20 protein-coding genes are annotated in these 22123 nt (G+C 60.5%); 9 read left to right on the top strand and 11 right to left on the bottom strand.

Going from position 1 to position 22123, the window contains the following annotated elements; all coding sequences use genetic code 11:
• Window positions 1-17: 17 nt before the first annotated feature.
• The 4 genes from AC3IX4_RS09315 to AC3IX4_RS09300 form a co-directional block, all read right to left on the bottom strand.
• Window positions 18-269, bottom strand: coding sequence for a DUF1653 domain-containing protein (locus AC3IX4_RS09315; RefSeq protein WP_489260257.1), 252 nt, complete (start codon window positions 267-269; stop codon window positions 18-20).
• Between the two features lie 77 nt (window positions 270-346).
• On the bottom strand, window positions 347-1522 hold the full coding sequence (gene fadA, locus AC3IX4_RS09310) for an acetyl-CoA C-acyltransferase FadA (protein WP_489260256.1): 1176 nt from the start codon (window positions 1520-1522) through the stop codon (window positions 347-349).
• Between the two features lie 27 nt (window positions 1523-1549).
• Complete coding sequence (fadB, locus tag AC3IX4_RS09305; RefSeq protein WP_489260255.1) at window positions 1550-3697, bottom strand: fatty acid oxidation complex subunit alpha FadB; 2148 nt, start codon at window positions 3695-3697, stop codon at window positions 1550-1552.
• A 445-nt stretch (window positions 3698-4142) separates the two neighbouring features.
• Window positions 4143-4580 (bottom strand): hypothetical protein, encoded by a 438-nt coding sequence (locus tag AC3IX4_RS09300; RefSeq protein WP_489260254.1) that lies wholly within the window; start codon window positions 4578-4580, stop codon window positions 4143-4145.
• Window positions 4581-4689: 109 nt separating this feature from the next.
• Here AC3IX4_RS09300 and AC3IX4_RS09295 point away from each other — a divergent pair, with 109 nt between their 5' ends.
• Complete coding sequence (locus AC3IX4_RS09295) at window positions 4690-5127, top strand: universal stress protein (protein ID WP_489260253.1); 438 nt, start codon at window positions 4690-4692, stop codon at window positions 5125-5127.
• A gap of 133 nt (window positions 5128-5260) precedes the next feature.
• On the opposite strand, the gene AC3IX4_RS09290 is transcribed toward AC3IX4_RS09295, so the two are convergent.
• Window positions 5261-7165 carry an ATP-binding cassette domain-containing protein gene (locus tag AC3IX4_RS09290; protein WP_489260252.1) on the bottom strand — a complete coding sequence of 635 codons (1905 nt, stop codon included), beginning with the start codon at window positions 7163-7165 and terminating at the stop codon, window positions 5261-5263.
• 211 nt (window positions 7166-7376) lie between these two features.
• Between AC3IX4_RS09290 and AC3IX4_RS09285 the strand changes: the two genes are divergently transcribed.
• Window positions 7377-9305, top strand: coding sequence for a transglycosylase SLT domain-containing protein (locus AC3IX4_RS09285; protein WP_489260251.1), 1929 nt, complete (start codon window positions 7377-7379; stop codon window positions 9303-9305).
• A 258-nt stretch (window positions 9306-9563) separates the two neighbouring features.
• Here AC3IX4_RS09285 and AC3IX4_RS09280 read toward each other — a convergent pair whose 3' ends face one another.
• The gene (locus AC3IX4_RS09280) at window positions 9564-10370 is read right to left on the bottom strand and encodes an MOSC domain-containing protein (RefSeq protein ID WP_489260250.1); all 807 of its coding nucleotides are present in this window, start codon (window positions 10368-10370) and stop codon (window positions 9564-9566) included.
• Between the two features lie 254 nt (window positions 10371-10624).
• Between AC3IX4_RS09280 and AC3IX4_RS09275 the strand changes: the two genes are divergently transcribed.
• The 5 genes from AC3IX4_RS09275 (at window position 10625) to AC3IX4_RS09255 (ending at window position 15736) form a co-directional block, all read left to right on the top strand.
• Complete coding sequence (locus tag AC3IX4_RS09275; protein WP_489260249.1) at window positions 10625-11092, top strand: histidine kinase; 468 nt, start codon at window positions 10625-10627, stop codon at window positions 11090-11092.
• A gap of 230 nt (window positions 11093-11322) precedes the next feature.
• Window positions 11323-12213 carry a sensor histidine kinase gene (locus tag AC3IX4_RS09270; protein ID WP_489261258.1) on the top strand — a complete coding sequence of 297 codons (891 nt, stop codon included), beginning with the start codon at window positions 11323-11325 and terminating at the stop codon, window positions 12211-12213.
• Window positions 12210-12869: a response regulator gene (locus AC3IX4_RS09265; protein ID WP_489260248.1), complete on the top strand. Its 660-nt coding sequence runs from the start codon at window positions 12210-12212 to the stop codon at window positions 12867-12869. Before AC3IX4_RS09270 ends, AC3IX4_RS09265 begins: the two co-directional genes overlap by 4 nt.
• A 98-nt stretch (window positions 12870-12967) precedes the next feature.
• Window positions 12968-14413: a mannose-1-phosphate guanylyltransferase/mannose-6-phosphate isomerase gene (locus tag AC3IX4_RS09260; protein ID WP_489260247.1), complete on the top strand. Its 1446-nt coding sequence runs from the start codon at window positions 12968-12970 to the stop codon at window positions 14411-14413.
• Window positions 14414-14494: 81 nt separating this feature from the next.
• On the top strand, window positions 14495-15736 hold the full coding sequence (locus AC3IX4_RS09255; RefSeq protein ID WP_489260246.1) for a glycosyltransferase family 4 protein: 1242 nt from the start codon (window positions 14495-14497) through the stop codon (window positions 15734-15736).
• Here AC3IX4_RS09255 and AC3IX4_RS09250 read toward each other — a convergent pair.
• Together AC3IX4_RS09250 and moaB are read right to left on the bottom strand one after the other, a co-directional pair.
• Entirely contained in the window at window positions 15725-16912 is a 1188-nt protein-coding gene (locus tag AC3IX4_RS09250; RefSeq protein ID WP_489261257.1) for a molybdopterin molybdotransferase MoeA, read from the bottom strand. The genes AC3IX4_RS09255 and AC3IX4_RS09250 overlap by 12 nt on opposite strands.
• 22 nt (window positions 16913-16934) lie before the next feature.
• A complete protein-coding gene (moaB, locus tag AC3IX4_RS09245; RefSeq protein WP_489260245.1) occupies window positions 16935-17474 on the bottom strand; it encodes a molybdenum cofactor biosynthesis protein B in 540 nt (179 codons plus the stop codon).
• A gap of 192 nt (window positions 17475-17666) precedes the next feature.
• On the opposite strand from moaB, the gene AC3IX4_RS09240 reads away from it, so the two are divergent.
• Window positions 17667-17888 carry a YgdI/YgdR family lipoprotein gene (locus AC3IX4_RS09240; protein WP_489260244.1) on the top strand — a complete coding sequence of 74 codons (222 nt, stop codon included), beginning with the start codon at window positions 17667-17669 and terminating at the stop codon, window positions 17886-17888.
• Between the two features lie 86 nt (window positions 17889-17974).
• On the top strand, window positions 17975-18508 hold the full coding sequence (gene thpR, locus AC3IX4_RS09235; RefSeq protein ID WP_489260243.1) for an RNA 2',3'-cyclic phosphodiesterase: 534 nt from the start codon (window positions 17975-17977) through the stop codon (window positions 18506-18508).
• A gap of 95 nt (window positions 18509-18603) precedes the next feature.
• On the opposite strand, the gene lipA is transcribed toward thpR, so the two are convergent.
• From lipA to AC3IX4_RS09220, 3 genes are read right to left on the bottom strand one after another with little or no spacing between them, the layout of a single operon-like run.
• Window positions 18604-19593: a lipoyl synthase gene (gene lipA, locus AC3IX4_RS09230; protein ID WP_489260242.1), complete on the bottom strand. Its 990-nt coding sequence runs from the start codon at window positions 19591-19593 to the stop codon at window positions 18604-18606.
• 15 nt (window positions 19594-19608) lie between these two features.
• Window positions 19609-20733, bottom strand: a complete 1125-nt coding sequence (gcvT, locus tag AC3IX4_RS09225) for a glycine cleavage system aminomethyltransferase GcvT (protein WP_489260241.1) — start codon at window positions 20731-20733, stop codon at window positions 19609-19611.
• Between the two features lie 9 nt (window positions 20734-20742).
• Window positions 20743-22119, bottom strand: coding sequence for an L-serine ammonia-lyase (locus AC3IX4_RS09220; RefSeq protein WP_489260240.1), 1377 nt, complete (start codon window positions 22117-22119; stop codon window positions 20743-20745).
• Window positions 22120-22123 lie beyond the last annotated feature (4 nt).

The following is a 22123-nucleotide window of genomic DNA, read 5'->3' as shown; positions in this document are numbered from 1 at the left end:
AGGTCAAGCACGGGACGTCAAAGGCACGATCCGTCGGGATGTGAAAACAGGCTCTGTTCGGCCGTGACCAAAGCAAAGCGTGGCACCTGCTCGCCGTCAACCTCGACCGACTCCAAAAACATGCTCAAAGGCCGTACCCATAGGCCGAATTCGCCATACAGGGCTTGATAAAACACGACCTCTTCCTCTGTTTCGGAGTGGCGCGCGACGCTGAAAACTCGATACTCAGGGCCTTTGTAGTGACGATAGACACCTGGCTGTATTTTCATGCTGCACACCTTCTAAAAAAAAAATCTGCAAAAACAAAAACCGGGGCCTTGGGCCCCGGTTTGCGTCAAACAACTGCTTAGACGCGTTCGAAGACGGTGGTGATCCCCTGACCCAGGCCAACACACATGGTCGATAAACCAAAAGTGCCGCCATTCTGCTTCATGACGTTGAGCAGCGTGCCTGAAATCCGTGCACCGGAGCAACCGAATGGGTGACCCAATGCGATGGCACCGCCATGCAGGTTAACCTTCTCATTCATCTTGTCGAGCACTTTCAGATCCTTGAGGACCGGCAAGGCTTGCGCCGCGAAGGCTTCATTGAGCTCCAGGAAGTCGATGTCGGCAATCGTCAGACCCGCGCGCTTGAGCGCTTTCTGGGTGGCCGGAACCGGGCCGTAACCCATGATTGCCGGGTCTACACCGGCCACTGCCATCGAACGAATCACCGCCAAAGGTTGGATGCCGAGGTCCTGGGCACGCTGCGCCGACATGACGATCATGCATGAAGCGCCGTCAGTGATCTGCGATGAGGTGCCCGCCGTCACGGTGCCACCCTTGGGGTTGAAAGCCGGCTTGAGGGCGGCCAGGCTTTCCAGCGTGGTATCTGGACGAATGGTCTCATCGAAGTCGAAAACCTTCAGGAAACCGTTTTCGTCATAACCCTGCATCGGGATGATTTCGTCCTTGAACTTGCCTTCCACGGTCGCCTTGTGGGCGAGTTGGTGGGAGCGCAGGCCAAAGGCGTCCTGGGCCTCGCGGGAAATGCCATGCATCTTGCCCAGCATTTCAGCCGTCAGGCCCATCATGCCCGAGGCCTTGGCCGCGTACAGGGACATATGCGGATTGGGATCGACGCCGTGCATCATGCTCACATGACCCATATGCTCGACACCACCGACGACAAAGACATCACCGTTGCCGGTCATGATCGCTTGCGCTGCGGTGTGCAGTGCGCTCATGGACGAACCACACAGGCGGCTGACGGTCTGGCCGGCAGCGGTGTGCGGGATCTGGGTCATCAGCGACGCCATGCGTGCGATGTTCCAGCCCTGCTCCAGGGTCTGGTTTACGCAGCCCCAGATCACATCTTCGACTTCAGACGGGTCGACCTTGGTGTTGCGCTCCAGCACTTTGCTGATCAGGTGCGCCGACATGTCTTCGGCGCGGGTATTGCGGTGCATGCCACCCTTGGAGCGGCCCATCGGGGTGCGACCGAAGTCGACAATCACCACGTCTCTTGGATTCAGGCTCATAACTTCACTCTCTAATTCGTTGGGCGCTTAACCGAAGAAGCTCTGACCGTTGGCGGCCATTTCACGCAGCTTCGCGGTGGGGTGGTACAGCGGGCCCAGGTCGGCGTACTGGTCGGCCAGGGCAACGAATGCAGCAACGCCCATGGAGTCGATGTAGCGCAGCGCACCGCCACGGAACGGAGGGAAACCAATACCGTAGATCAGGCCCATGTCGGCTTCGGCTGCGGTCTCGACGATGCCATCTTCCAGGCAACGCACGGTTTCCAGGCACAGCGGAATCATCATCCAGTTGAGGATGTCGTCATCGCTGACTTCGCGTTGCTCGTAGACGATCGGCTTGAGAACTTCCAGGACCGAGGCATCGGCGACTTTCTTCGGCTTGCCGCGCTTGTCCATCTCGTAGGCGTAGAAGCCCTTGCCGTTCTTCTGGCCCAGTCGCTTGGCTTCGTACAGCACGTCAATGGCCGAACGACGGTCGTCTTTCATGCGATCCGGGAAGCCTTCGGCCATCACGTCGCGACCATGGTGGCCGGTGTCGATGCCAACCACGTCCATCAAGTAGGCAGGGCCCATTGGCCAGCCGAACTTTTCCATGACCTTGTCGATGCGCACGAAGTCCACGCCAGCGCTGACCAGCTTGGCGAAGCCGCCGAAGTAAGGGAACAGGACGCGGTTGACCAAAAAGCCCGGGCAGTCGTTGACCACGATCGGGTTTTTGCCCATTTTCTTGGCGTAGGCCACGGTGGTGGCAACCGCCACTTCACTGGACTTTTCACCCCGAATCACTTCCACCAGCGGCATCATGTGCACCGGGTTGAAGAAATGCATGCCGACAAAATTTTCCGGGCGCTTGAGCGCCTTGGCCAGCAGGTTGATCGAGATGGTCGAGGTATTGGAAGCCAGGATAGCGTCCTCCTTGACCTGCCCTTCCACCTCAGCCAGTACCGCTTGCTTGACCTTGGGGTTCTCGACCACGGCTTCGACCACAAGATCGACGTTACCGAAATCACCGTAGGACAGGGTCGGGCGAATAGCATTGAGGGCTTCTGCCATCTTCGCCGGGGTCAGGCGACCTTTCTCGACACGATTGCCAAGCAGCTTGGAGGCTTCGTTCAGGCCCAGTTGAATGGCCTCTTCACGAATGTCCTTCATCAGGATCGGAGTGCCCTTGACCGCAGACTGATAGGCGATACCGCCGCCCATGATGCCCGCGCCCAGCACGGCCGCCTGGTTGACCGGCCTGGCGACTTCGTCGTAGGCCTTGGCCTTGCGCTTGAGCTCCTGATCGTTCAGGAACATCCCAATCAAGCATTGCGCGGCTGAGGTCTTGGCCAATTTCGCAAAGCCTGCGGCTTCGATTTCAATGGCCTTGTCACGGCCAAAGTTGGCCGCTTTCTGAATGGTCTTGATCGCCTCGACCGGCGCCGGGTAGTTCGGGCCGGCCTGGCCTGCCACGAAACCCTTGGCGGTTTCGAAGGCCATCATCTGTTCGATGGCGTTGAGCTTGAGCTTGTCGAGTTTCGGCTGGCGCTTGGCCTTGTAGTCGAACTCGCCGGCAATGACGCGCTTGATCAGGTCCAGCGCAGCTTCAGCCAGCTTTTCAGGCGCGACCACCGCATCGACGGCCCCGGCCTTCAGAGCGTCTTCAGCGCGGTTTTCCTTGCCTGCCGCGATCCATTCGATGGCGTTGTCGGCACCGATCAAGCGTGGCAGGCGAACGGTGCCGCCAAAGCCCGGGTAGATACCCAGTTTGACTTCCGGCAGGCCGATCTTGGCATTGGTGGACATGACGCGGTAATCCGCGGCCAGGCACATTTCCAGGCCGCCACCCAGGGCGATGCCATTGATGGCGACCACCGTGGGTACGCCAAGGTCTTCGAAATCGCTGAAAATGCGGTTCGCTTCCAGGTTGCCTGCGACCAGTTCGGCCTCCGGCAGCTTGAAGTTGTCGACAAATTCGGTGATGTCCGCGCCGACGATGAACACGTCCTTGCCACTGCTGACAATCACGCCCTTGATCGAGGCATCGGCCTTGAGGAGGTCTACCACCTGACGCAGTTCATTCAGGGTTAGACGATTGAATTTGTTGACGGACTCACCCTTGAGGTCGAATTTCAATTCGACGATGCCACTTTCAAGAGCCTTAACCGTGATGGCTTTACCTTCGTAAATCATCAACTGATCTCCACGATATGGAAGCTGAACACGCTGAACACATACCCGCCAGCGCGATAGTCGGGATTCTGTAAGAGCTTTCTGACAATACAAACGCTCAATTCATACGCCCGTTTGATTTGGGTAAGCGAAGAGTCAGGCAAAAGCCGGCAATTGTCAAATGCACAAAATCGTAAAGTCGGCGCGCGTGATCAATCGGCATTCACGCCATCAATTGAAGACCATGCAACATGGACACAGGCGGCGTACGTCACCCAAGAGAGGAAAAAGAGACAGGATTTTATGAAGGGGCGCGCGTATGATCCGGCTACAGCCAACCCAGCGCTCTTATAAAAGACCGATTGCGTTGCAACCGTATTACCGGCCTGCCTGGCCACCTCGCCCGATGCTGATGATCGGGCTTTTTATTGCCTGGCGAATCCCGTTGCAGGATTCGCCCTCTGGATTACGCCAGCGCCTTGAGCACTGCCGCAATATCCTGCAACACAGCCGTATCGCCCCGCTCGCCCCAATACAGGGCAAGCAGATGCGGCCCTGCCTCAACTTTGTAGACATTGGCGGGCAATGTGGCGAATTGCGTCAGCAGATCAGAATCACTGCAAGGTTCGCGCCACTGATTCAGCCACACGCCCGGCGTGGTTTGCCAATAACACCAGCTATCCGCCTTCCCCGCCCGACGCGGCCGATGATACTGCGCACACTGGCTCGGCGGCTCCTTGGGCAGCCAATGTGGCCACTCCTGCGGCGTCAACTGCATCCCCAGGCCTATGCGGCGAGCTTCCATGCGCATCGCCATTTTTCCGCTCTGATTGCGTGTAGGCTTGAGCCAAGCGAGCGGGCTGAGGATCAGCGCAAGAATTGACACCACCAGCCAGAACGTCATATGTGTTATTCCTATATTGCTTTCAAATGAGCGGGTTAAGGGCGAATTCAGCCGACCCGTTCGAAACCGACCATACTAATAACTATCGCAACCGTCAGGAGAGCTCCCTATGTACAACCACATCCTCGTCGCCGTCGACCTGACCGAAGAGTGCGACCCGGTCATCAAACGGGCTCGCGCCATTGCCCAAGCCCAGAATGCCAAGCTTTCAATCGTCCATATCGTCGAACCCATGGCCATGGCATTTGGCGGAGATGTGCCTATGGACCTGTCGCAATTGCAGCAACAGCAATTCGACCAGGCCAAGGAGCGCCTTGCACGCCTGAAGGCCAAATATGAATTGACCACCGAAGCATGCCACCTGACCTATGGCCAGCCTCGCCAGGAGATCCATACGCTGGCCAAGGAACACAGCTGCGACCTGATCGTGGTGGGCAGCCACGGCCGTCATGGCCTGGCCCTGCTGCTGGGTTCTACCGCCAACGACGTGCTGCATGGTGCGCCGTGCGATGTACTGGCGGTGCGACTGATGAAAAAAGGCGAGTAACACAGATCACCGCTTTAGGGTAGGAGCCGGCTTTAGCCGCGATGAAGACCACGCGGCCTAACTGATACACCGCGGTGCGGCTATCGCAGCCAAGGCTGGCTCCTACATTGCTTGGCTCCTGCCATGGCTCACATCAAGCGTCCAGTTCGGCCCAGCGCTCTACCAGCTCGTCCAGCTGGGCTTGTAGTGTTTCCAGCTTGGCCAGCACTTCGGTGGTCTCGCCAATGGGGCGCTGATAGAAACCGGCATCGGAAATCTGGGCTTGTACGGCCGCCATCTCCTGCTCTACCGCATCGATCTGGCCTGGCAAGGCTTCCAGCTCACGCTGAAGCTTGTAGCTGAGCTTTTTCTTTGCCGCGGGCTCCGCAGCAGGCTCTGGCGCACTGACCACGGCGCTGTTGAGCTCTGGCTTGCCGGACTTGTTCTCGGTGACGCCCAACAGCTTGGGCGAGCCGCCCTGGCGAATCCAATCCTGATAGCCACCCACGTACTCACGCACCTTGCCATCACCTTCAAAGACCAGGGTGCTGGTAACCACGTTATCCAGGAAGGCCCGGTCGTGGCTGACCATTAGCACGGTGCCCTTGAAGCCGGCCAGCACTTCTTCGAGCAATTCCAGGGTCTCGACGTCCAGGTCGTTGGTCGGTTCGTCCAGCACCAGCAGGTTGGCCGGCTTACTGAACAGCTTGGCCAGCAGCAGGCGAGCCCGTTCACCACCCGACAACGCCTTGACCGGCGTACGCGCGCGCTGTGGGCTGAACAAAAAGTCCCCCAGATAGCTCAGAACATGACGGCTCTGACCGTCGATGTCGATGAAATCTCGACCTTCGGCCAGGTTGTCGATCACGGTTTTTTCCAGGTCCAACTGATGGCGCAACTGGTCGAAGTAGGCCACTTCAAGCTTAGTGCCGGACTCGACCTTGCCGGCCACCGGCTGCAGGTCACCGAGCATCAGCTTGAGCAACGTGGTCTTGCCGGTACCGTTGGCACCCAGCAAGCCGATGCGGTCCTCGCGTTGCAGGACCATCGAGAAGTCCTTGACCAGGAACGGGCCACCCGGGTGGGCGAAGCTGACGTTCTCCAGTTGCATGACCTGCTTACCGGATTTCTCGGCCACATCCAGCTGAATGTTGGCCTTGCCCTGGCGCTCGCGACGCTCGCCGCGCTCCACACGCAACGCTTTCAAGGCACGCACGCGGCCTTCGTTACGGGTACGACGGGCCTTGATGCCTTGGCGAATCCAGACTTCTTCCTGGGCCAGGCGCTTGTCGAACAGCGCGTTGGCGGTTTCCTCAGCGGCCAGTTGCGCTTCCTTGTGGACCAGGAAGCTGGCGTAGTCGCCATTCCAGTCGATCAGGCCGCCACGGTCGAGCTCCAGGATACGGGTCGCCAGGTTCTGCAGGAATGAACGGTCGTGGGTGATGAACAGCACAGCGCCGCCGAAGCCATTCAGGGCTTCTTCCAGCCAGGCAATGGCACCGATATCCAGGTGGTTGGTCGGCTCGTCGAGCAGCAGCAGGTCTGGCTCGGACACCAGCGCCTGGGCCAGCAGCACGCGGCGACGCCAGCCACCGGACAGTTCTGCCAGGGTCTTGTCGGCCGGCAACTGAAGGCGGCTCAGCGTGCTATCCACCAATTGCTGCAAGCGCCAGCCGTCGCGGGACTCAAGGTCATGCTGTACGTGCATGAGCTTTTCAAGGTCTGCATCGGTGACGATGTTCTGGCTCAGGTGATGGTATTCAGCCAGCAAGGCCCCCACACCGTCCAGGCCCTCAGCCACCACGTCGAACACGGTGCGGTCATCGGCCACAGGCAGCTCTTGCGGCAATTCGCCGATCTTGAGCCCTGGCGCGCGCCAGATTTCACCCTCGTCGGGGACTTGCTCGCCCTTGATCAGGCGCAGCATGCTGGATTTGCCAGTGCCGTTGCGGCCGATAATGCACACCCGCTCACCACGGGCGATCTGCCAGGACACCTTGTCCAACAGCGGCATGGCGCCGAAAGCAAGGGACACATCGCTTAATTTGAGCAGGGTCATGATCTTCTCCAAAAACCGGGCGCGCATTCTACCTGACTTGAGGGCCGATCACATTAGATGGGTTAAACCAGCCGACCGCCCGGCGTACTTACACGCCGATACAAGCACAATGCTTTCGCCGCCCCTTGGCAAAAGGCTAAGCTTAAGGCGTGGCACCTTTCTGGGGTGTCCAGGCCGACACTCAGTCACGATTCATCTGTTCGGAAGTCCCATGCGCAGCCGCCTGCTCAACCTGTTTTCTTGCCTGCTTTTTTCTGCCTCGGCCGCTTCGTCTGTCCAGGCTGCCGACCTCGCACAACAACGCCAGTACTACGATGAAGCCAAGCGCGCGCTGGCCAAGGGCGATACGGGCCCGTACATGCGCTACAGCCAGGCGTTGGCCGATTATCCGCTGGAGCCTTACCTGGCCTATGACGAACTGACGGCCCGGCTCAAGACCGCCAGCAACGCCGAGATCGAGAAATTTCTGGCCGAGCACGGCGACCTGCCCCAGGCCAGTTGGATGAAGTTGCGCTGGCTGCGCTGGCAAGCCGAACGGGGCGACTGGCAAACCTTCGCCCGGTACTACGACCCCAAACTCAATTTTACCGAGCTCGACTGCCTGAATGGCCAATACCTGCTGGGCCATGGCAAAAAAACCGAAGGCAATGCCGTCACTGAAAAGCTATGGCTGGTAGGCAAGTCCCAGCCGACGACCTGCGACACCTTGTTCGGCATGTGGGCGGCCGAAGGCCAATTGACCGAGGCGCGCCGCTGGCAGCGGGCCAAACTGGCGGCCCAGACGCGCAACTACGCGCTGGCCACTAGTCTGGTCAACGGCCTGACCACCCTGGCGCCCCGCGGCAAGTTGCTGATTGACGTGGCACAGAAGCCCGAACTCCTGAACCAGCCTTCGCGCTTCATGCCCGCTGACGAGGCCATGTCCGATGTGGTCAGCCTGGGCCTGCGTCGCCTGGCCCGCCAGGACCCTGACCGCGCTATGGCCATGCTCGACGACTATGCCAGCCGGATGCACTTCTCGCGCGACGAAAAAGTCGCCATCGCCCGCGAAATCGGCCTGACGCTGGCGCGCAAGTACGACGCCCGAGCGCTGGACCTGATGACCCGCTACGACCCGGAACTGCGTGATAACACGGTGACCGAATGGCGCCTGCGCCTGCTGCTGCGCCTGGGCCGCTGGGAAGACGCCTACGAGTTGACCCGTCGCCTGCCACAGGACCTGGCCACGACCAATCGCTGGCGCTATTGGCAAGCGCGCAGCCTGGAGCTGGCCCAACCCAAGAATCCCCAGGTGCCTTTGCTGTACAAGGCTGTCGCACGCGAGCGGGACTTCTACGGCTTTCTGGCCGCAGACCGCACCCAAGCGCCTTATCAGTTGAACAACAAGCCACTGGTGCTGAGCCAGCAGTTGATCAACAAGGTCCGCAACACCCCTGGTGTACGCCGGGCCCTGGAGTTTCACGCACGCGGTGAGATCGTCAATGGCCGGCGCGAGTGGTACCACGTCAGCCGCCACTTCAATCGCGACGAGATGGTAGCCCAGGCCAAGCTGGCCTACGACCTGCGCTGGTATTTCCCAGCTATTCGGACCATCAGCCAGGCCCAGTACTGGGATGACCTGGACATCCGGTTCCCGATGGCCCACCGCGACACGCTGGTGCGAGAAGCGAGCCTGCGCGGGCTGCATTCGAGCTGGGTGTTTGCCATTACCCGCCAGGAAAGCGCTTTCATGGAAGACGCACGCTCCAGTGTCGGCGCTTCTGGCCTGATGCAACTGATGCCCGGCACCGCCAAGGAGACCGCACGCAAATTCAGCATTCCGCTGGCCTCTCCGCAGCAAGTGCTGGACCCAGACAAGAACATTCAATTGGGTGCGGCCTACCTCAGCCAGGTACACAGCCAGTTCAACGGCAACCGGGTATTGGCCTCGGCCGCCTACAACGCAGGCCCCACCCGCGTGCGCCAATGGCTACGTGGGGCCAACCACCTGAGTTTCGACGTCTGGGTGGAGTCGATCCCGTTCGACGAAACACGCCAATACGTGCAGAACGTATTGTCGTATTCGGTGATCTACGGGCAGAAACTCAACTCGCCGCAACCACTGGTCGATTGGCACGAGCGGTATTTCGACGATCAGTGATTCTCGCGAGGTAGGAGCCAGCCTTGCAGGCTGTGTGAAAACTCAAAATTTGGTTGATTTAGGGGGTACTTGACCCCCTCCCGACTAGTCGATCGTCGCGTGTACGCGATTACAGGAGGTCGTTTTTTGAGTGGGTCGACTTTTGTCGGAGTTTTCACACAGCCTGCTTGGCTGCGATGAGCGCGCCGCGGTGCATCAGGCAAACCGCGGTGCGCGATGTGTCAGGCTGACGCCTCGCGGGCAAGGTCGAATTCAATGCTATTCGAGCACGACCACCGGCATCCCGACTTCCAGCACGCCCTCGCCATCACTGACCAGATTCTGGCCAAACATCACCTCGCCCTCCTGCTCACGATAGGTCTTGAGCGTCGCCAGAGGCTCTCGGTCGCTGCTGCGCTCCCCGGTCTGGGGGTCGATGGTGGTGAGGATGCAACGACTGCAGGGCTTGACCACGCGAAACTCAACGTCACCGATACGGATACGCTTCCAGCCGTCTTCGGCAAAAGCCGTGCCGCCCTCAACCACCAGGTTGGGGCGAAATCGCAACATTTCCAGTGACCGTCCCACCCTTGAAGACAAATCGTCCAACGAGGCCTGGCCGATTAGCAGCAAGGGAAAACCATCAGCAAATCCAACTCGGTCCTCTTGATGACCGAAGCCTGCTTGCAAAGGGCGCGCTCGAGACTCAGGCACATGCACCAGGCGCGTGGGCTTACCCAGAAACTCGCTGACCCAGGCCGCGGCCTCATCGCCGGCATCTGGCACTCGCAGGCTGTCTCGCCAAAGGGTGACGCCGCGCAGATTTTCATCGGCCAACGGTAGTCCAACCCTAAGGCTGGACTGCCCCTTGGCACTGAGCGTCAGGCTGTGATCGCTGTTGTGCTGGGCGGTCAACTGGCTCATCTGCGGCAATGCACGCTGGGTCAGGAAGCTCCCGGTCTTCTCTTCCACCAGCATCCAGCGACGATCGCCCTCAAGCCCCAGCAACCCCAGATGTGAGCGCTGCAACGACTCGGCGCGCGCCGACTTGAGTGGATATCGATTCAACGCGCTCAATCGCAACATGGCTTGCTCCCTGACAGAAAAAGACTGCCACTTTATACGAGCAGGGCGTTTCCCGGCCAAGCCATAAAACAGGTTTGAAACAGCATGTGTATTCCGCCATATCGGGCATTTTCCTCGGACCGCGCACTCAGGGATTCCCTGAGTACGAACCAGCCGCAACCTGATATTCGTGATATCCAATAGCCATTAATGTGACGCCTTTCTCATTGCACGAAAGGAGTCGGGCTGTTTGTCAAATTTCAGGGAGCAATGTCGTGCACTTTGATGCACGCAAGCAGAGTGGGTTGAGGGAGTTCCTGATAGAGGCGCAAGTGCTGCTGACAAAATCCGGGGAATGCCTGAACCACCTGAATTCCATTGGCAATGACTCATTCGCCTGCCGCAGCCTGGTAGAAACCTTGACCACCCTGGGTGAGCGAGCGCAATCACGCCCTATCGAACTGATCGCAAGCTTCTGTCAACAGCTGGTGTTTCTGTTGCGCCTGGCACGCGCTCCCGCCAGGCTGAACGAGCAGGCCATCCAGACCCTACAGGCATGCTTAAGATTGTTGGACTGGCAGTTGGAGTTGATCGACCCCAGGACCGGCCAACTCGACCTTGAACCCGATGAACAAAATGCGCTGGTAGAAGGGGTCGCCCAGGCCTTGGGTGTCGACGTGCTTTATCTGATGCTGACAACCGAGCCTGAAAGGGCAGATCAATTCGCCAGACAGCGCCTGTGAGCGATCAAATCCAAGCATTGAACGCTTTCCCATGCCTTAGACGCATACGAGTAAACGACCAGCGGTTATCGAAGTGTTACCATCCTCTCCTTTACCGGTAAAACACCGACGTCTTGCTCTGAGAGCTCATGAAGTACTCAATATTTACTTGAACAACGTTGTACAAGAATTAGAAACAACCTGTTCAATCCTTCTACAGGTTTAACCGCGACCCTGCCGTGGCTCCATTTATGTTCGCCAGCCTCAAGACACTCAAACCCTGGTCGTCCAGCCTCTCTCCTGCCCGCTGGTTGACCCTTGTGCTTTGCCTGGCGACCGGTCTGGGTGATGTCGGCCTGTATCTGAGCCAATCTCCTCTACCATTGGCGCTGTTGTTGCTCAATCTGGGAGCCCTGCTGGCATCGGCCCTGACTTTTCTGAGTAGGTTGAAGAATCTGCAAATCCCGGCCCACGAACTGGCCGAACGGCTGCTCACCGTGCAACAAAACGAACGCCACCGATTGAGCCGCGAGCTGCACGACGATATTGGTCAACTGCTGACTGCTGCCAAGATGCAGGCAGATTGGCTGCAACGGCGCGTCCCGCCTGAACTACACGAGCACTTCGCCACCCTGCGCAACACGCTGGATGAGACGCTGGCGAGCGTGCGGGATGTGACCGTCGTACTCAACCCGCGCCAGCTGACGCGCCTGGGCCTGGAGGCCAGCCTGCGAGCGCACTTGTTGCGTACCTTGCAGAACACCAACGTGAGCTGGAGCCTGGACTGCCAGCAGCGCCTGGACGGGCTGCCCGAGCAACTGTCCGTGGCGATCTTTCGGATTACCCAGGAAGCCATCACCAATGTCTTGCGCCATGCTCGTGCCCACAACCTGAGCATAGGCCTGCAACGTACCCAACAAGGCCTGAACCTGCGTATCGAAGATGATGGCCACGGCTTTACCCCTGCCAGCGACCCTGCCCTGGCTGGCCAGCGCGGCATGGCCGGCATGCTAGAACGCGCAGGGCTGCTGGACGCCCGGCTGACGGTGACCAGCGCACCCGGCAAGGGCACGCAAATCGAAGCGATGTTTCCCTGGGAGCCCCGCACTTTTGAACGCGCCAAGATTCACGGACAGCTATGATCTGCAATTTGCTCTTGGTAGACGATCACTCATTGATTCGTGCAGGTGTACGCGCACTGGTCATGGACATTCCCGGCTACGCCGTGGTCGGTGAAGCCAGCGATGGCGCGCAGGTTTTGGAATTGGCCAGCCGATTGGCGCCTGACATCATTCTGCTTGACCTGTCCATGCGTCACATCGGTGGGCTTGAAGCCCTACGCGAGCTGCATCAGCAACTGCCCGACACCAAGGTCCTGATCCTGTCGATGCACACCGAGCCCGACTTGATCATGCAGGCCCTGGAGACCGGCGCCGATGGTTACCTGCTCAAGGACACCACCGCCACGGAGCTGGAACAGGCACTCACCGCGCTGCGCAATGGCGAACGATACCTGAGCCCGGCGATTGCCCATACCGTTATCAACCAGGCCCTGGGCCGCGCTCGACCCCCAACCCCCGACGTCGCCCAGACCCACGGCCTGACCGTCAGGCAGCTGGAGATCCTGCGCTTGATCGTACGTGGCAAATCCACTCGGGAAATCGCCAACGGCCTGGGCCTGAGCATCAAGACGGTAGAGACTCACCGCTCGCAGATCATGAAGCGCCTGCAGATTTTTGACGTGGCAGGCCTGGTGCTGTTTGCCGTGCGCGAGGGCATCATCAGCCTGGATGATTAGCCGACAGCAGGGCCACGCCGCCGGCCTCCCAGTGAGAGACCGAAAGCGTGGACCGCGTATAATCGGCTTTTGCTTAAACCGGTGCGCCACAGCTCCCCATGTCAATGCTCATTCCCTGCATCATTGCCGGAGGCGCCGGTACCCGGCTATGGCCGGTGTCACGCCAATCCTTGCCCAAGCCTTTTCTGCCATTGCCGGACGGCCAGAGCCTGCTGCAAAAGACCTTTGCCCGCGCCAGTGGCCTGGGTGCCGAGCGTCTTCTGACGGTCATCCAGCGCGACCTGCTGTTTCGCACACTGGATGAATACCGTCCGCTCAACGATAGCCACCTGGCGCTGGATTTCATCCTCGAACCCTGTGGGCGCAATACCGCCGCGGCCATCGCCGCAGCGGCCCTGCACACAGCAACGCAGCACGGTGGCGACTGCCAACTGCTGGTATTACCCGCTGATCATCTGATCGAGAACGTCGAGGCTTTTTACACGGCCGTCCATGCTGCCCGCTCGTTGGCCGCCGAGGGTTGGCTGGTGAGTTTCGGGCTGACGCCAACACGCGCCGAAACCGGTTTCGGCTACATTGAAACCGGCCCGGCGCTCGGCGCGCATGGATTACAGGTGGCCCGTTTTACCGAGAAACCTGATGCCGCCACTGCAAAGGGCTGGCTTGAAGGGGGTTGCCATCTGTGGAACAGCGGCATGCTCTGCGCCCGCGCCGACAGCCTGCTGCAACAACTGCAATTGCACGCCCCCGCCCTTCTGGCGGCGGTTGCCAGCTGTATCGAGCACAGCCCCAGCAAACGCGATGCACAGGAAGTGCAACTTGAGCTGGACGCCGCACGCTTTGCGCAAGTGCCCGATATTGCCTTCGACTACGCCGTGCTTGAGCGAAGCGAGCGAGTCGCCGTGGTGCCCTGCACGCTTGGGTGGAGTGATATCGGCGCCTGGGAGGCGGTGCGCGACCTGACACCGGCTGACAGCGACGGCAACCGGTGCCAGGCAGAAACGCTGCTGCACCAAGTCAGTAATTGCTACATCCAGTCCCCTCGATTGGTGGCGGGCATTGGCTTGGAGAACCTGATCATCGTCGATACGCCCGACGCCCTGCTGGTGCTCGACGCCAGCCGCAGCCAGGAGGTCGGGTTGATCGCTCGCCAGCTCAAGCAAGCCGATCACCCGGCGTATCGCCTGCACCGCACCGTGTACTGCCCGTGGGGCACCTACACCGTGTTGGAGGAGGGCCCAGGCTTCAAGATCAAACGCATCGTGGTTCGACCCAACGCCGCCCTGTCTTTGCAAAAGCATGAACACCGCAGCGAGCATTGGATCGTGGTCAGTGGCACGGCCACTGTCACCAATGGTGACCACACGTCAGTACTACAGGCCAACGAGTCGACATTCATCAAGCCGGGACGGTTACATCGGCTCAGCAATCAAACCGAGGTCGAGCTCGTCATGATCGAAGTGCAGAGTGGCACTTATCTTGGGGAGGATGACATTGTGCGTTTTACCGACAACTATGGCCGTGCCGAGGACAATAAAAAATAGACCCTTCAAAGGGGAACAAGCGGGCAGATCGCCACTCAAATCAGTCATGCAATAAACCGTACGGTTAAGGGGATTCGATGAATGCGAATACTGTGGACCTTGCCCTACCTCCCTTGGCCTACCACTAGCGGGGCAAAGAACCGGCAATATCATTTGCTGCGCAGCCTCGCTGATCAGGGCCATCACATCACCTTGTTGGTGCAATCGAAAACGCCCCTCAAGGAAGATGCCCGCCAGGCATTGGCCCCACTGGTCGACCGGCTGATCGTGCTTCATCGGCGACCCTTGCGCAGCCCCCAGACGCTGCTGGCAGCGCTGTATCCGCCCTACCCCTTGCGCGCCAGTATCCATGGCCTGGCTCCGCACCTGCGCCACCGGTTCGAACAACTGCTCAGCGAACACTGGGACGTGATCCAGATCGAGCACAGCTATAGTTTTCAGCCCTTCGAGCGCGCGCTGCAGCAAAGTGGCCAGCCGTTTATCGTCACTGAACACAAGGTTGAATCCGCTCAAAGTCCTGGGCAGGATTCGCTGCCCATCTGGCTGCAGCCCTTCACAGCCTTCGACCGCTGGCGCTATCGGCACTGGGAGAATCGCGTGCTGGGCCAGGCCAGCGAAGTGATTGCTGTGTGTCCGGAGGATGCCGATCATATGTCCAGCATCACCGGGCGGCCCGCCTCAATCGTGGTCAACGGGGTAGACAGCGACTATTTCAGCGCGATCAATCCGCCCTTGCATAGCCAACGGTTATTGTTTGTCGGCAATTTCGAGCACCGGGCCAACTTTGATGCCATCGAGTGGGCGCTGGAAGAAATCATGCCGCAGGTCTGGGCAAGCTACCCGGCCGTGCGCTTTGCCATTTGCGGCCATGCCATGCCGCAGCATTGGAACCTGCGTTGGGATGATCCGCGTATTGAGTGGCACGGCTACGTAGAGGACTTGAGAGAGTTACAGAGACATTCGGCGATTTTCTTTGCCCCTCTGCGCCAGGGCGGCGGCTCGAAAATCAAAGTGCTGGAAGCGATGGCCGCAGGCTTGCCGGTGGTTTGCACTACACAAAGCGTGTGCGGCTTGAGTGTCGAGAATAATGTGCATTATGTCGGTCGTGATGATGAAGATGCTTTGGCACTGGCGTTGATCCAGATGCTCACCCAACCTTGCCGCATGAAGAAGATGGCCGACGCGGCCCGTGAGTATGTCAGCCATGAGCACGACTGGCGCGTCGCGGCGACACAACTGAAAAACGTTTATGCGCGCTTTGCGTCATCCCAGGCGCCACAAGAGGCGCCCGGGAACGACCATTTCAGCCCATCAGCCGAGTAGCTCGCTGAGTGGGATGAAGTTGACGGACTCACCCGCACCCAAGGTGCGCCCTTCCAGCACTTCGACCAACCCTTCGGCCCAGGCCGCGCTGCGCAGCACGCCGGAGCTCTGGTTGGGATAAAGCACGGCCTTGCCCTGCTCGATCCGCCCGCGCAAATACTCGCGGCGATTGCCCGGCGTACGCCACTCGAACCCCGCCTCGACCGAGAACTGCAGCGGCATGACGTCGACAACGCCCATCCTTCGCAGCAGGTACGGCCGTGCCAGCAAACCGAAAGTGACCAGCGTGGACGCTGGGTTGCCGGGCAAACCCAGCACCGGCACTCCGCGAAAATGCCCGAACGTCAGCGGCTTGCCCGGCTTGATGGCCAACTTCCAGAGTGCCAGTTCGCCTTCTTCGCGCAAGGCCAGGCCCAGGAAATCGGCCTCACCTACCGACACCCCGCCCGTGGACAGGATAAGGTCCACGGCATTCAGGCCACCCAGGCAAGCGCGCGTCTTGTCCAGGTCATCGGGTAGAATGCCGGCGTCCAGCACTTCGCAGCCCAGGCGCTGCAACCAACTGCACAGCAGTCGACGGTTGCTGTTGTAGATTTGCCCAGGCCCCAGCGGCAAGCCGGGCTCGACCAACTCGTCGCCCGTGGAGATCACCGCAACCCTTGGCCTGCGCACCACGCGCAATTCACCGCGACCCAAGGTCGCGGCCAGGCCCAGTTCGATCGGCCCCAGTCGCGTTCCCGCGGCCAGTACCTTCTCGCCTACGCGGGTTTCCTGCCCCTGAGGGCGGATGTTCATGCCAACGGTCAGCGCCTCGGTGAACGTCACCCGTTGATCGTCCTGGACGACGGCGTTTTCCTGCATTTCAACGCAATCGACGCCAGCCGGCACCGGCGCGCCGGTAAAGATCCGCGCACAGGTGCCAGGTTGCAGCGGCTCCGGCGCCTGGCCTGCAAAAATCCGCTGGGTGACGACCAGGGGTTCGCCTGTCCAGTCGGCGGCGCACAAGGCGTAGCCATCCATGGCGCTGTTGGGCCAGGGCGGCAGGTCGAGCGTGGCGATCAGGTCGTCGGCCAGCACCCGACCTTCAGCCTCGGCCAACGGCACGCTTTCTTGCTCGACAATCGATGCCGATTCGGCCAGCGCCAGCAATTGCGCCAGGGCCTGCTCGACCGGCATCAGCGGCTTCACCGCCGCCGACTCAGCCACGGCTTTCGCAGGGCGCGGCCTGCTTCAGGTGAGGGACGAAGTTGCACGGGCGATGACGCGAATCCAACTGCTCGCCCAGGATGCCGTCCCAACCGGTGCGACAAGCGTTGGTAGAGCCTGGCAGGCAGCACACCAGCGTACCGTTGGCCAGGCCCGCCAGGGCACGGGACTGCACAGTGGAGGTGCCGATATCGGCCACCGAGATCTGCCGGAACAACTCGCCAAAGCCATCCACTTGCTTGTCCAACAGGCAGGCGACCGCTTCTGGCGTGCTGTCACGACCGGTAAAGCCGGTACCCCCGGTGACCAACACCACCTGCACTTGATCTTCGGCGATCCAGGTCGCTACCTGGGCGCGGATTTTGTACAGGTCATCCTTGAGCAGCACGCGGGCGGCGAGGTTATGACCTGCTGCCGTGAGGCGATCAACGAACAATTGACCCGAGGTGTCGGTGTCCAGCGAACGCGTATCGCTGACCGTCAGCACGGCAATATTGAGCGGCACAAAAGGTACATCAGCCTTGGCTTTCATGGGGGGCCTGATTCCGTCACAGAAGGTGGATGGCCGCTGTTATATCACAGCGCCGTCCGGTGCTGCGCAGCTCTCAAATGAGGTGAATGGCCGCTATCCTTGAACCGTGCCGTATTAAAATCGGAACTTGAGACCGTTTGGCACGTCTCAAACTCAGTACCTACAGCACTGTCCCCCTTTCGGAGAAACACAATGACTCATCGGACCCTTCCCGCTTTCATGCTTGCACTGGGCCTGGCCACCCTCGCCGGGTGCGCTTCGCCCACCGTGATCACGCTGAACGATGGACGTGAAATCCAGGCAGTCGACACGCCTCACTACGATGACGAATCGGGCTTTTACGAATTCGAGCAACTGGACGGCAAGACAACCCGCGTCAACAAGGACCAGGTTCGTACCGTCAAGGACCTCTGAGGGTTGCAGGCTCTGCAAAGCTCGCCTTGTGCGGGCTTTGCTGTCTGCGCGCCCATTCACCGCGTATAGAGCCTGGACTGGATGCAATGGAAGACCTGTCACACCAACCACTCAAACGTCTGTTTTTCGCCCTGCCCTGCCTGCCTGCGCAGCGCAAGGCCATTGCCCAATGGCGCAACGCACTGGGCCTTAGAATTGGCAAACCTGTGCCGACCGACAACTTTCATCTGACCTTGATGTTTTTGGGCGCGGTACCGGCGGGGCAAATTGCCGAGATCTGCGCCGCAGCCGCCAAGGTCAAGACGCCCGGCGCTGTACTAAAGGTGCCGCTGGATCGATTGGACGCCTGGCGCAGAAGCCATGCGCTGGTGCTGGCACCCGAGCAGGCACCCTTGCCGTTGCTTCAACTGGTGTATGCCTTGGAGCAGGCCATGCTGCCACTGGGCTTTGCCGACCCCAATCGCGAATTCCGCCCGCACCTGACGATGGTTCGCGATTACCGGGGGGATGTACCAGAGCATCAGGAACCCCCGCCATTCTGGCTCAACTGCAACCACTTCACGCTGTATGAATCGCACAAAGGCCGCTATCGCGTGGTGGAGCAATGGCCTTTGCTGTAGATGTAGGAGCCGGGTTTACCCGCGATGGCATCACCGCGGTTTACCTGAAGCACCGCGGTGATCCCATCGCGAGTAAACTCTGCTCCTACAGGGAATCAGGCAGGCGACGTCGATAGAATCTGGCCCTTGACCTGCTGGTCGGCGTGATACGACGACCGCACCAATGGCCCCGACGCCACATTGGAAAAGCCCATCCGGGCGCCCTCCTCGGCAAACCAGGCGAAGGTGTCCGGGTGGACGAAGCGTTGCACCGGCAGATGGCTGCGTGAAGGTTGCAGGTACTGGCCAAGGGTCAGCATATTCACGCCGTGCTCGCGCATGCGCTGCATCACCTCGATGACCTCCTGGTCGGTTTCACCCAGGCCTAGCATCAGTCCGGATTTGGTCGGCACCTTCGGCACCCGCTGCTTGAAGCGTTCAAGCAGGTCCAATGACCATTCGAAGTCCGAACCCGGTCGCGCGGCCTTGTACAGGCGCGGGACGGTTTCCAGGTTGTGGTTGAACACATCCGGCGGTTCTTGCTCGGTTATCGCCAACGCCACGTCCATGCGCCCGCGATAGTCAGGCACCAGGGTTTCGAGTTGGATGCCAGGCGAGCGCTTGCGAATTTCTCGCAGGCAATCGACAAAGTGCTGGGCACCGCCGTCACGCAAGTCATCGCGATCCACCGAGGTAATCACCACGTATTTCAAGCGCAGGTCGGCAATCGCGATGGCCAGGTTCAGCGGTTCATCGGCATCCAGCGGTTTGGGCCGGCCGTGGCCGACATCGCAGAACGGGCAGCGCCGGGTGCAGATGTCGCCCATGATCATGAAGGTGGCCGTGCCACCGGAAAAACACTCGCCCAGGTTCGGGCAAGAGGCTTCCTCGCAGACGCTGTGCAATTTGTGTTTGCGCAGCAGTTGCTTGATCCGCGACACCTCGGGCGAAGCAGGCACCTGCACACGAATCCAGTCGGGCTTGCGGGGAACCTCTTCGGTGGGGAGAATTTTCACCGGAATGCGCGCCACTTTCTCGGCTCCACGCAATTTCGTGCCCGGCTGCAGGGGTGCGGGGCGCACTGCGACAACGGTTTGATCAATCATGGTCGTACTCCAACATCAGCCACGGTAGTAGTTCTGAGGTACGAAGGGGGTCTGGCTCACACGCATAGGTACGGCCTTGCCGCGCACCATGGCGAACACTTCGGTCCCCAGGGCACCGTGCAGTCGGTCCAGATAGCCCATGGCCACCGGGCTACCCAGGGTCGGCCCAAAACCACCACTGCACACCCGACCAATCGAACGGCCTTTGGCATCGACGATTTCAGCGCCCTCACGCACCGGCGTGCGCTCTTGCGGCAACAACCCTACACGCTTGCGTGCCACCCCCGTCTGTTGCTGATCGAACACCCGCTCAGCCCCCGGGAAGCCCCCGGCACGCACGCCATCGGCGCGGCGGGCCTTGGAAATCGCCCACAGCAGGCTGGCTTCGATCGGCGTGGTTTCAGTGCTCATGTCGTGGCCATACAGGCACAGGCCGGCTTCCAGACGTAGCGAGTCACGCGCGCCCAGGCCGATGGCGGCGACTTCCGGTTCAGCCAGCAGGGCACGCGCCAGGGCATCTGCGCTGTCGCTCGGAACCGAGATCTCGAAACCGTCTTCGCCGGTGTAGCCGGAGCGGCTGACGTAGCACTCCACGCCCAGCAACACCACGCGGGTGAACTGCATGAAAGTCATGCTCGCCACTTCGGGCGCCAGGCGCGCCAGCACCGTGACCGCAGCCGGGCCTTGCAGGGCCAGCAGGGCGCGTTCTTCGAACAGCGGCTGGATCTCGCACTGGCCGGCCAGGTGCTGGCGCAGGTGGGCCAGGTCCTGGTCCTTGCAGGCGGCGTTGACCACCAGGAACAGTTCGTCGTTGCCAAGGTTGGCGACCATCAGGTCGTCGAGGATGCCGCCGTTGGCATCGGTGAACATCGCATAGCGCTGCATGCCCACCGGCAGGTCGAGGATGTCGACCGGCACCAGGGTTTCCAGGGCCTGGGCGGCACCTGCGCCGAGCAGGCGGATCTGGCCCATGTGCGAGACGTCGAACAGGCCGGCCTGTTCACGGGTGTGCAGGTGTTCCTTCATCACGCCCAGCGGGTATTGCACCGGCATGTCATAGCCGGCGAACGGCACCATGCGTGCGCCCAGCTCCAGGTGCAGGGCGTGCAGCGGGGTTTTCAACAGGGATGGGGTAGACATGCACAACTCCTAGCATTCGATAATGTTGACAGCCAGACCGCCGCGGGCGGTCTCTTTGTATTTGCTTTTCATGTCGGCGCCGGTCTGGCGCATGGTGCGGATCACCTTGTCGAGCGAGACAAAATGCTGGCCGTCACCGCGCAAGGCCATGCGCACGGCGTTGATGGCTTTGACCGAGCCCATGGCGTTGCGCTCGATGCAGGGCACCTGCACCAGCCCGCCAATCGGGTCGCAGGTCAGCCCCAGGTTATGTTCCATACCGATTTCGGCGGCGTTCTCGACCTGCTGGACGGTCCCGCCGAGCACCTCGCAGAGCGCGCCGGCCGCCATCGAACAGGCCACCCCGACTTCACCCTGGCAGCCGACTTCGGCGCCGGAAATCGAGGCGTTTTCCTTGTAGAGAATGCCAATCGCGGCGGCAGTGAGCAGAAAGCGCACCACGCCGTCCTCGTTGGCACCGGGGATAAACCGCATGTAGTAATGCAGCACCGCCGGCACGATCCCGGCCGCGCCGTTGGTGGGCGCGGTGACCACTCGCCCGCCGCTGGCGTTTTCTTCGTTGACGGCCAAGGCGTAGAGATTGACCCAGTCGAGAACCGAGAGCGCGTCGCGCAGGTTGGCTTCAGGTTGCGAGCTGAGCTGGCGATACAACGCGGCGGCGCGGCGGCGAACTTTCAAGCCACCGGGCATGATCCCCTCCTGAGCACAGCCAGCACGTACGCAATCCTGCATCACCTGCCAGATGTGCAGCAGCCCTTCACGGGTTTCCTGCGGGCTGCGCCAGGCGGTTTCGTTGGCGGCCATCAACTGGCTGATGGACAGCCCATGAGCCTGGCATTGCTCCAGCAATTGTTGGCCGGTACGAAACGGGTACTTCAAGGGCGTTCGATCAGCAACGATGCGGTCGGCACCGACGGCGCTTTCATCGACCACGAAACCACCGCCCACCGAGTAATACTCGCGGCTGCGCAGCTGGATACCGGCCGCATCGAAGGCGCGAAAGATCATGCCGTTGGGGTGATAAGGCAACGGCTTGCGAATCATTGCCAGGTGTTCTTTTTCAACAAATCGGATACGTTTTTCGCCACCCAGCACCAGGCTCTGGGACGCACGCATCGCAATCAGCCGAGCCTCGACGGTGGCGGTGTTGACCTTGTCGGGGTGTTCGCCTTCAAGCCCCAGCAGCACCGCCTTGTCACTGCCATGGCCCTTGCCGGTGGCGCCGAGCGAACCGTACAACTCAGCCTTGAGGCTTTCGACTTCGCCCAGCAGCCCATCGGCCATCAAGCCGTCGACAAAGCCGGCCGCGGCGCGCATAGGCCCAACGGTATGGGAACTGGAAGGCCCGATGCCCACCTTGAACAGATCAAAAACGCTGAGGGACATAGTC

The sequence above is a fragment of the Pseudomonas sp. KH_021 genome, from assembly GCF_057838865.1.
This window is presented reverse-complemented; position numbering and strand designations above follow the sequence as displayed.

What these genes read in the sequence shown, in the direction of transcription:
- AC3IX4_RS09315 (WP_489260257.1), bottom strand. Translation starts at nt 269, where the DNA reads ATGAAAATACAGCCAGGTGTCTATCGTCACTACAAAGGCCCTGAGTAT.
- fadA (WP_489260256.1), bottom strand. Translation starts at nt 1,522, where the DNA reads ATGAGCCTGAATCCAAGAGACGTGGTGATTGTCGACTTCGGTCGCACC.
- fadB (WP_489260255.1), bottom strand. Translation starts at nt 3,697, where the DNA reads ATGATTTACGAAGGTAAAGCCATCACGGTTAAGGCTCTTGAAAGTGGC.
- AC3IX4_RS09300 (WP_489260254.1), bottom strand. Translation starts at nt 4,580, where the DNA reads ATGACGTTCTGGCTGGTGGTGTCAATTCTTGCGCTGATCCTCAGCCCG.
- AC3IX4_RS09295 (WP_489260253.1), top strand. Translation starts at nt 4,690, where the DNA reads ATGTACAACCACATCCTCGTCGCCGTCGACCTGACCGAAGAGTGCGAC.
- AC3IX4_RS09290 (WP_489260252.1), bottom strand. Translation starts at nt 7,165, where the DNA reads ATGACCCTGCTCAAATTAAGCGATGTGTCCCTTGCTTTCGGCGCCATG.
- AC3IX4_RS09285 (WP_489260251.1), top strand. Translation starts at nt 7,377, where the DNA reads ATGCGCAGCCGCCTGCTCAACCTGTTTTCTTGCCTGCTTTTTTCTGCC.
- AC3IX4_RS09280 (WP_489260250.1), bottom strand. Translation starts at nt 10,370, where the DNA reads ATGTTGCGATTGAGCGCGTTGAATCGATATCCACTCAAGTCGGCGCGC.
- AC3IX4_RS09270 (WP_489261258.1), top strand. Translation starts at nt 11,323, where the DNA reads ATGTTCGCCAGCCTCAAGACACTCAAACCCTGGTCGTCCAGCCTCTCT.
- AC3IX4_RS09265 (WP_489260248.1), top strand. Translation starts at nt 12,210, where the DNA reads ATGATCTGCAATTTGCTCTTGGTAGACGATCACTCATTGATTCGTGCA.
- AC3IX4_RS09260 (WP_489260247.1), top strand. Translation starts at nt 12,968, where the DNA reads ATGTCAATGCTCATTCCCTGCATCATTGCCGGAGGCGCCGGTACCCGG.
- AC3IX4_RS09255 (WP_489260246.1), top strand. Translation starts at nt 14,495, where the DNA reads ATGCGAATACTGTGGACCTTGCCCTACCTCCCTTGGCCTACCACTAGC.
- AC3IX4_RS09250 (WP_489261257.1), bottom strand. Translation starts at nt 16,912, where the DNA reads ATGCCGGTCGAGCAGGCCCTGGCGCAATTGCTGGCGCTGGCCGAATCG.
- moaB (WP_489260245.1), bottom strand. Translation starts at nt 17,474, where the DNA reads ATGAAAGCCAAGGCTGATGTACCTTTTGTGCCGCTCAATATTGCCGTG.
- AC3IX4_RS09240 (WP_489260244.1), top strand. Translation starts at nt 17,667, where the DNA reads ATGACTCATCGGACCCTTCCCGCTTTCATGCTTGCACTGGGCCTGGCC.
- thpR (WP_489260243.1), top strand. Translation starts at nt 17,975, where the DNA reads ATGGAAGACCTGTCACACCAACCACTCAAACGTCTGTTTTTCGCCCTG.
- lipA (WP_489260242.1), bottom strand. Translation starts at nt 19,593, where the DNA reads ATGATTGATCAAACCGTTGTCGCAGTGCGCCCCGCACCCCTGCAGCCG.
- gcvT (WP_489260241.1), bottom strand. Translation starts at nt 20,733, where the DNA reads ATGTCTACCCCATCCCTGTTGAAAACCCCGCTGCACGCCCTGCACCTG.
- AC3IX4_RS09220 (WP_489260240.1), bottom strand. Translation starts at nt 22,119, where the DNA reads ATGTCCCTCAGCGTTTTTGATCTGTTCAAGGTGGGCATCGGGCCTTCC.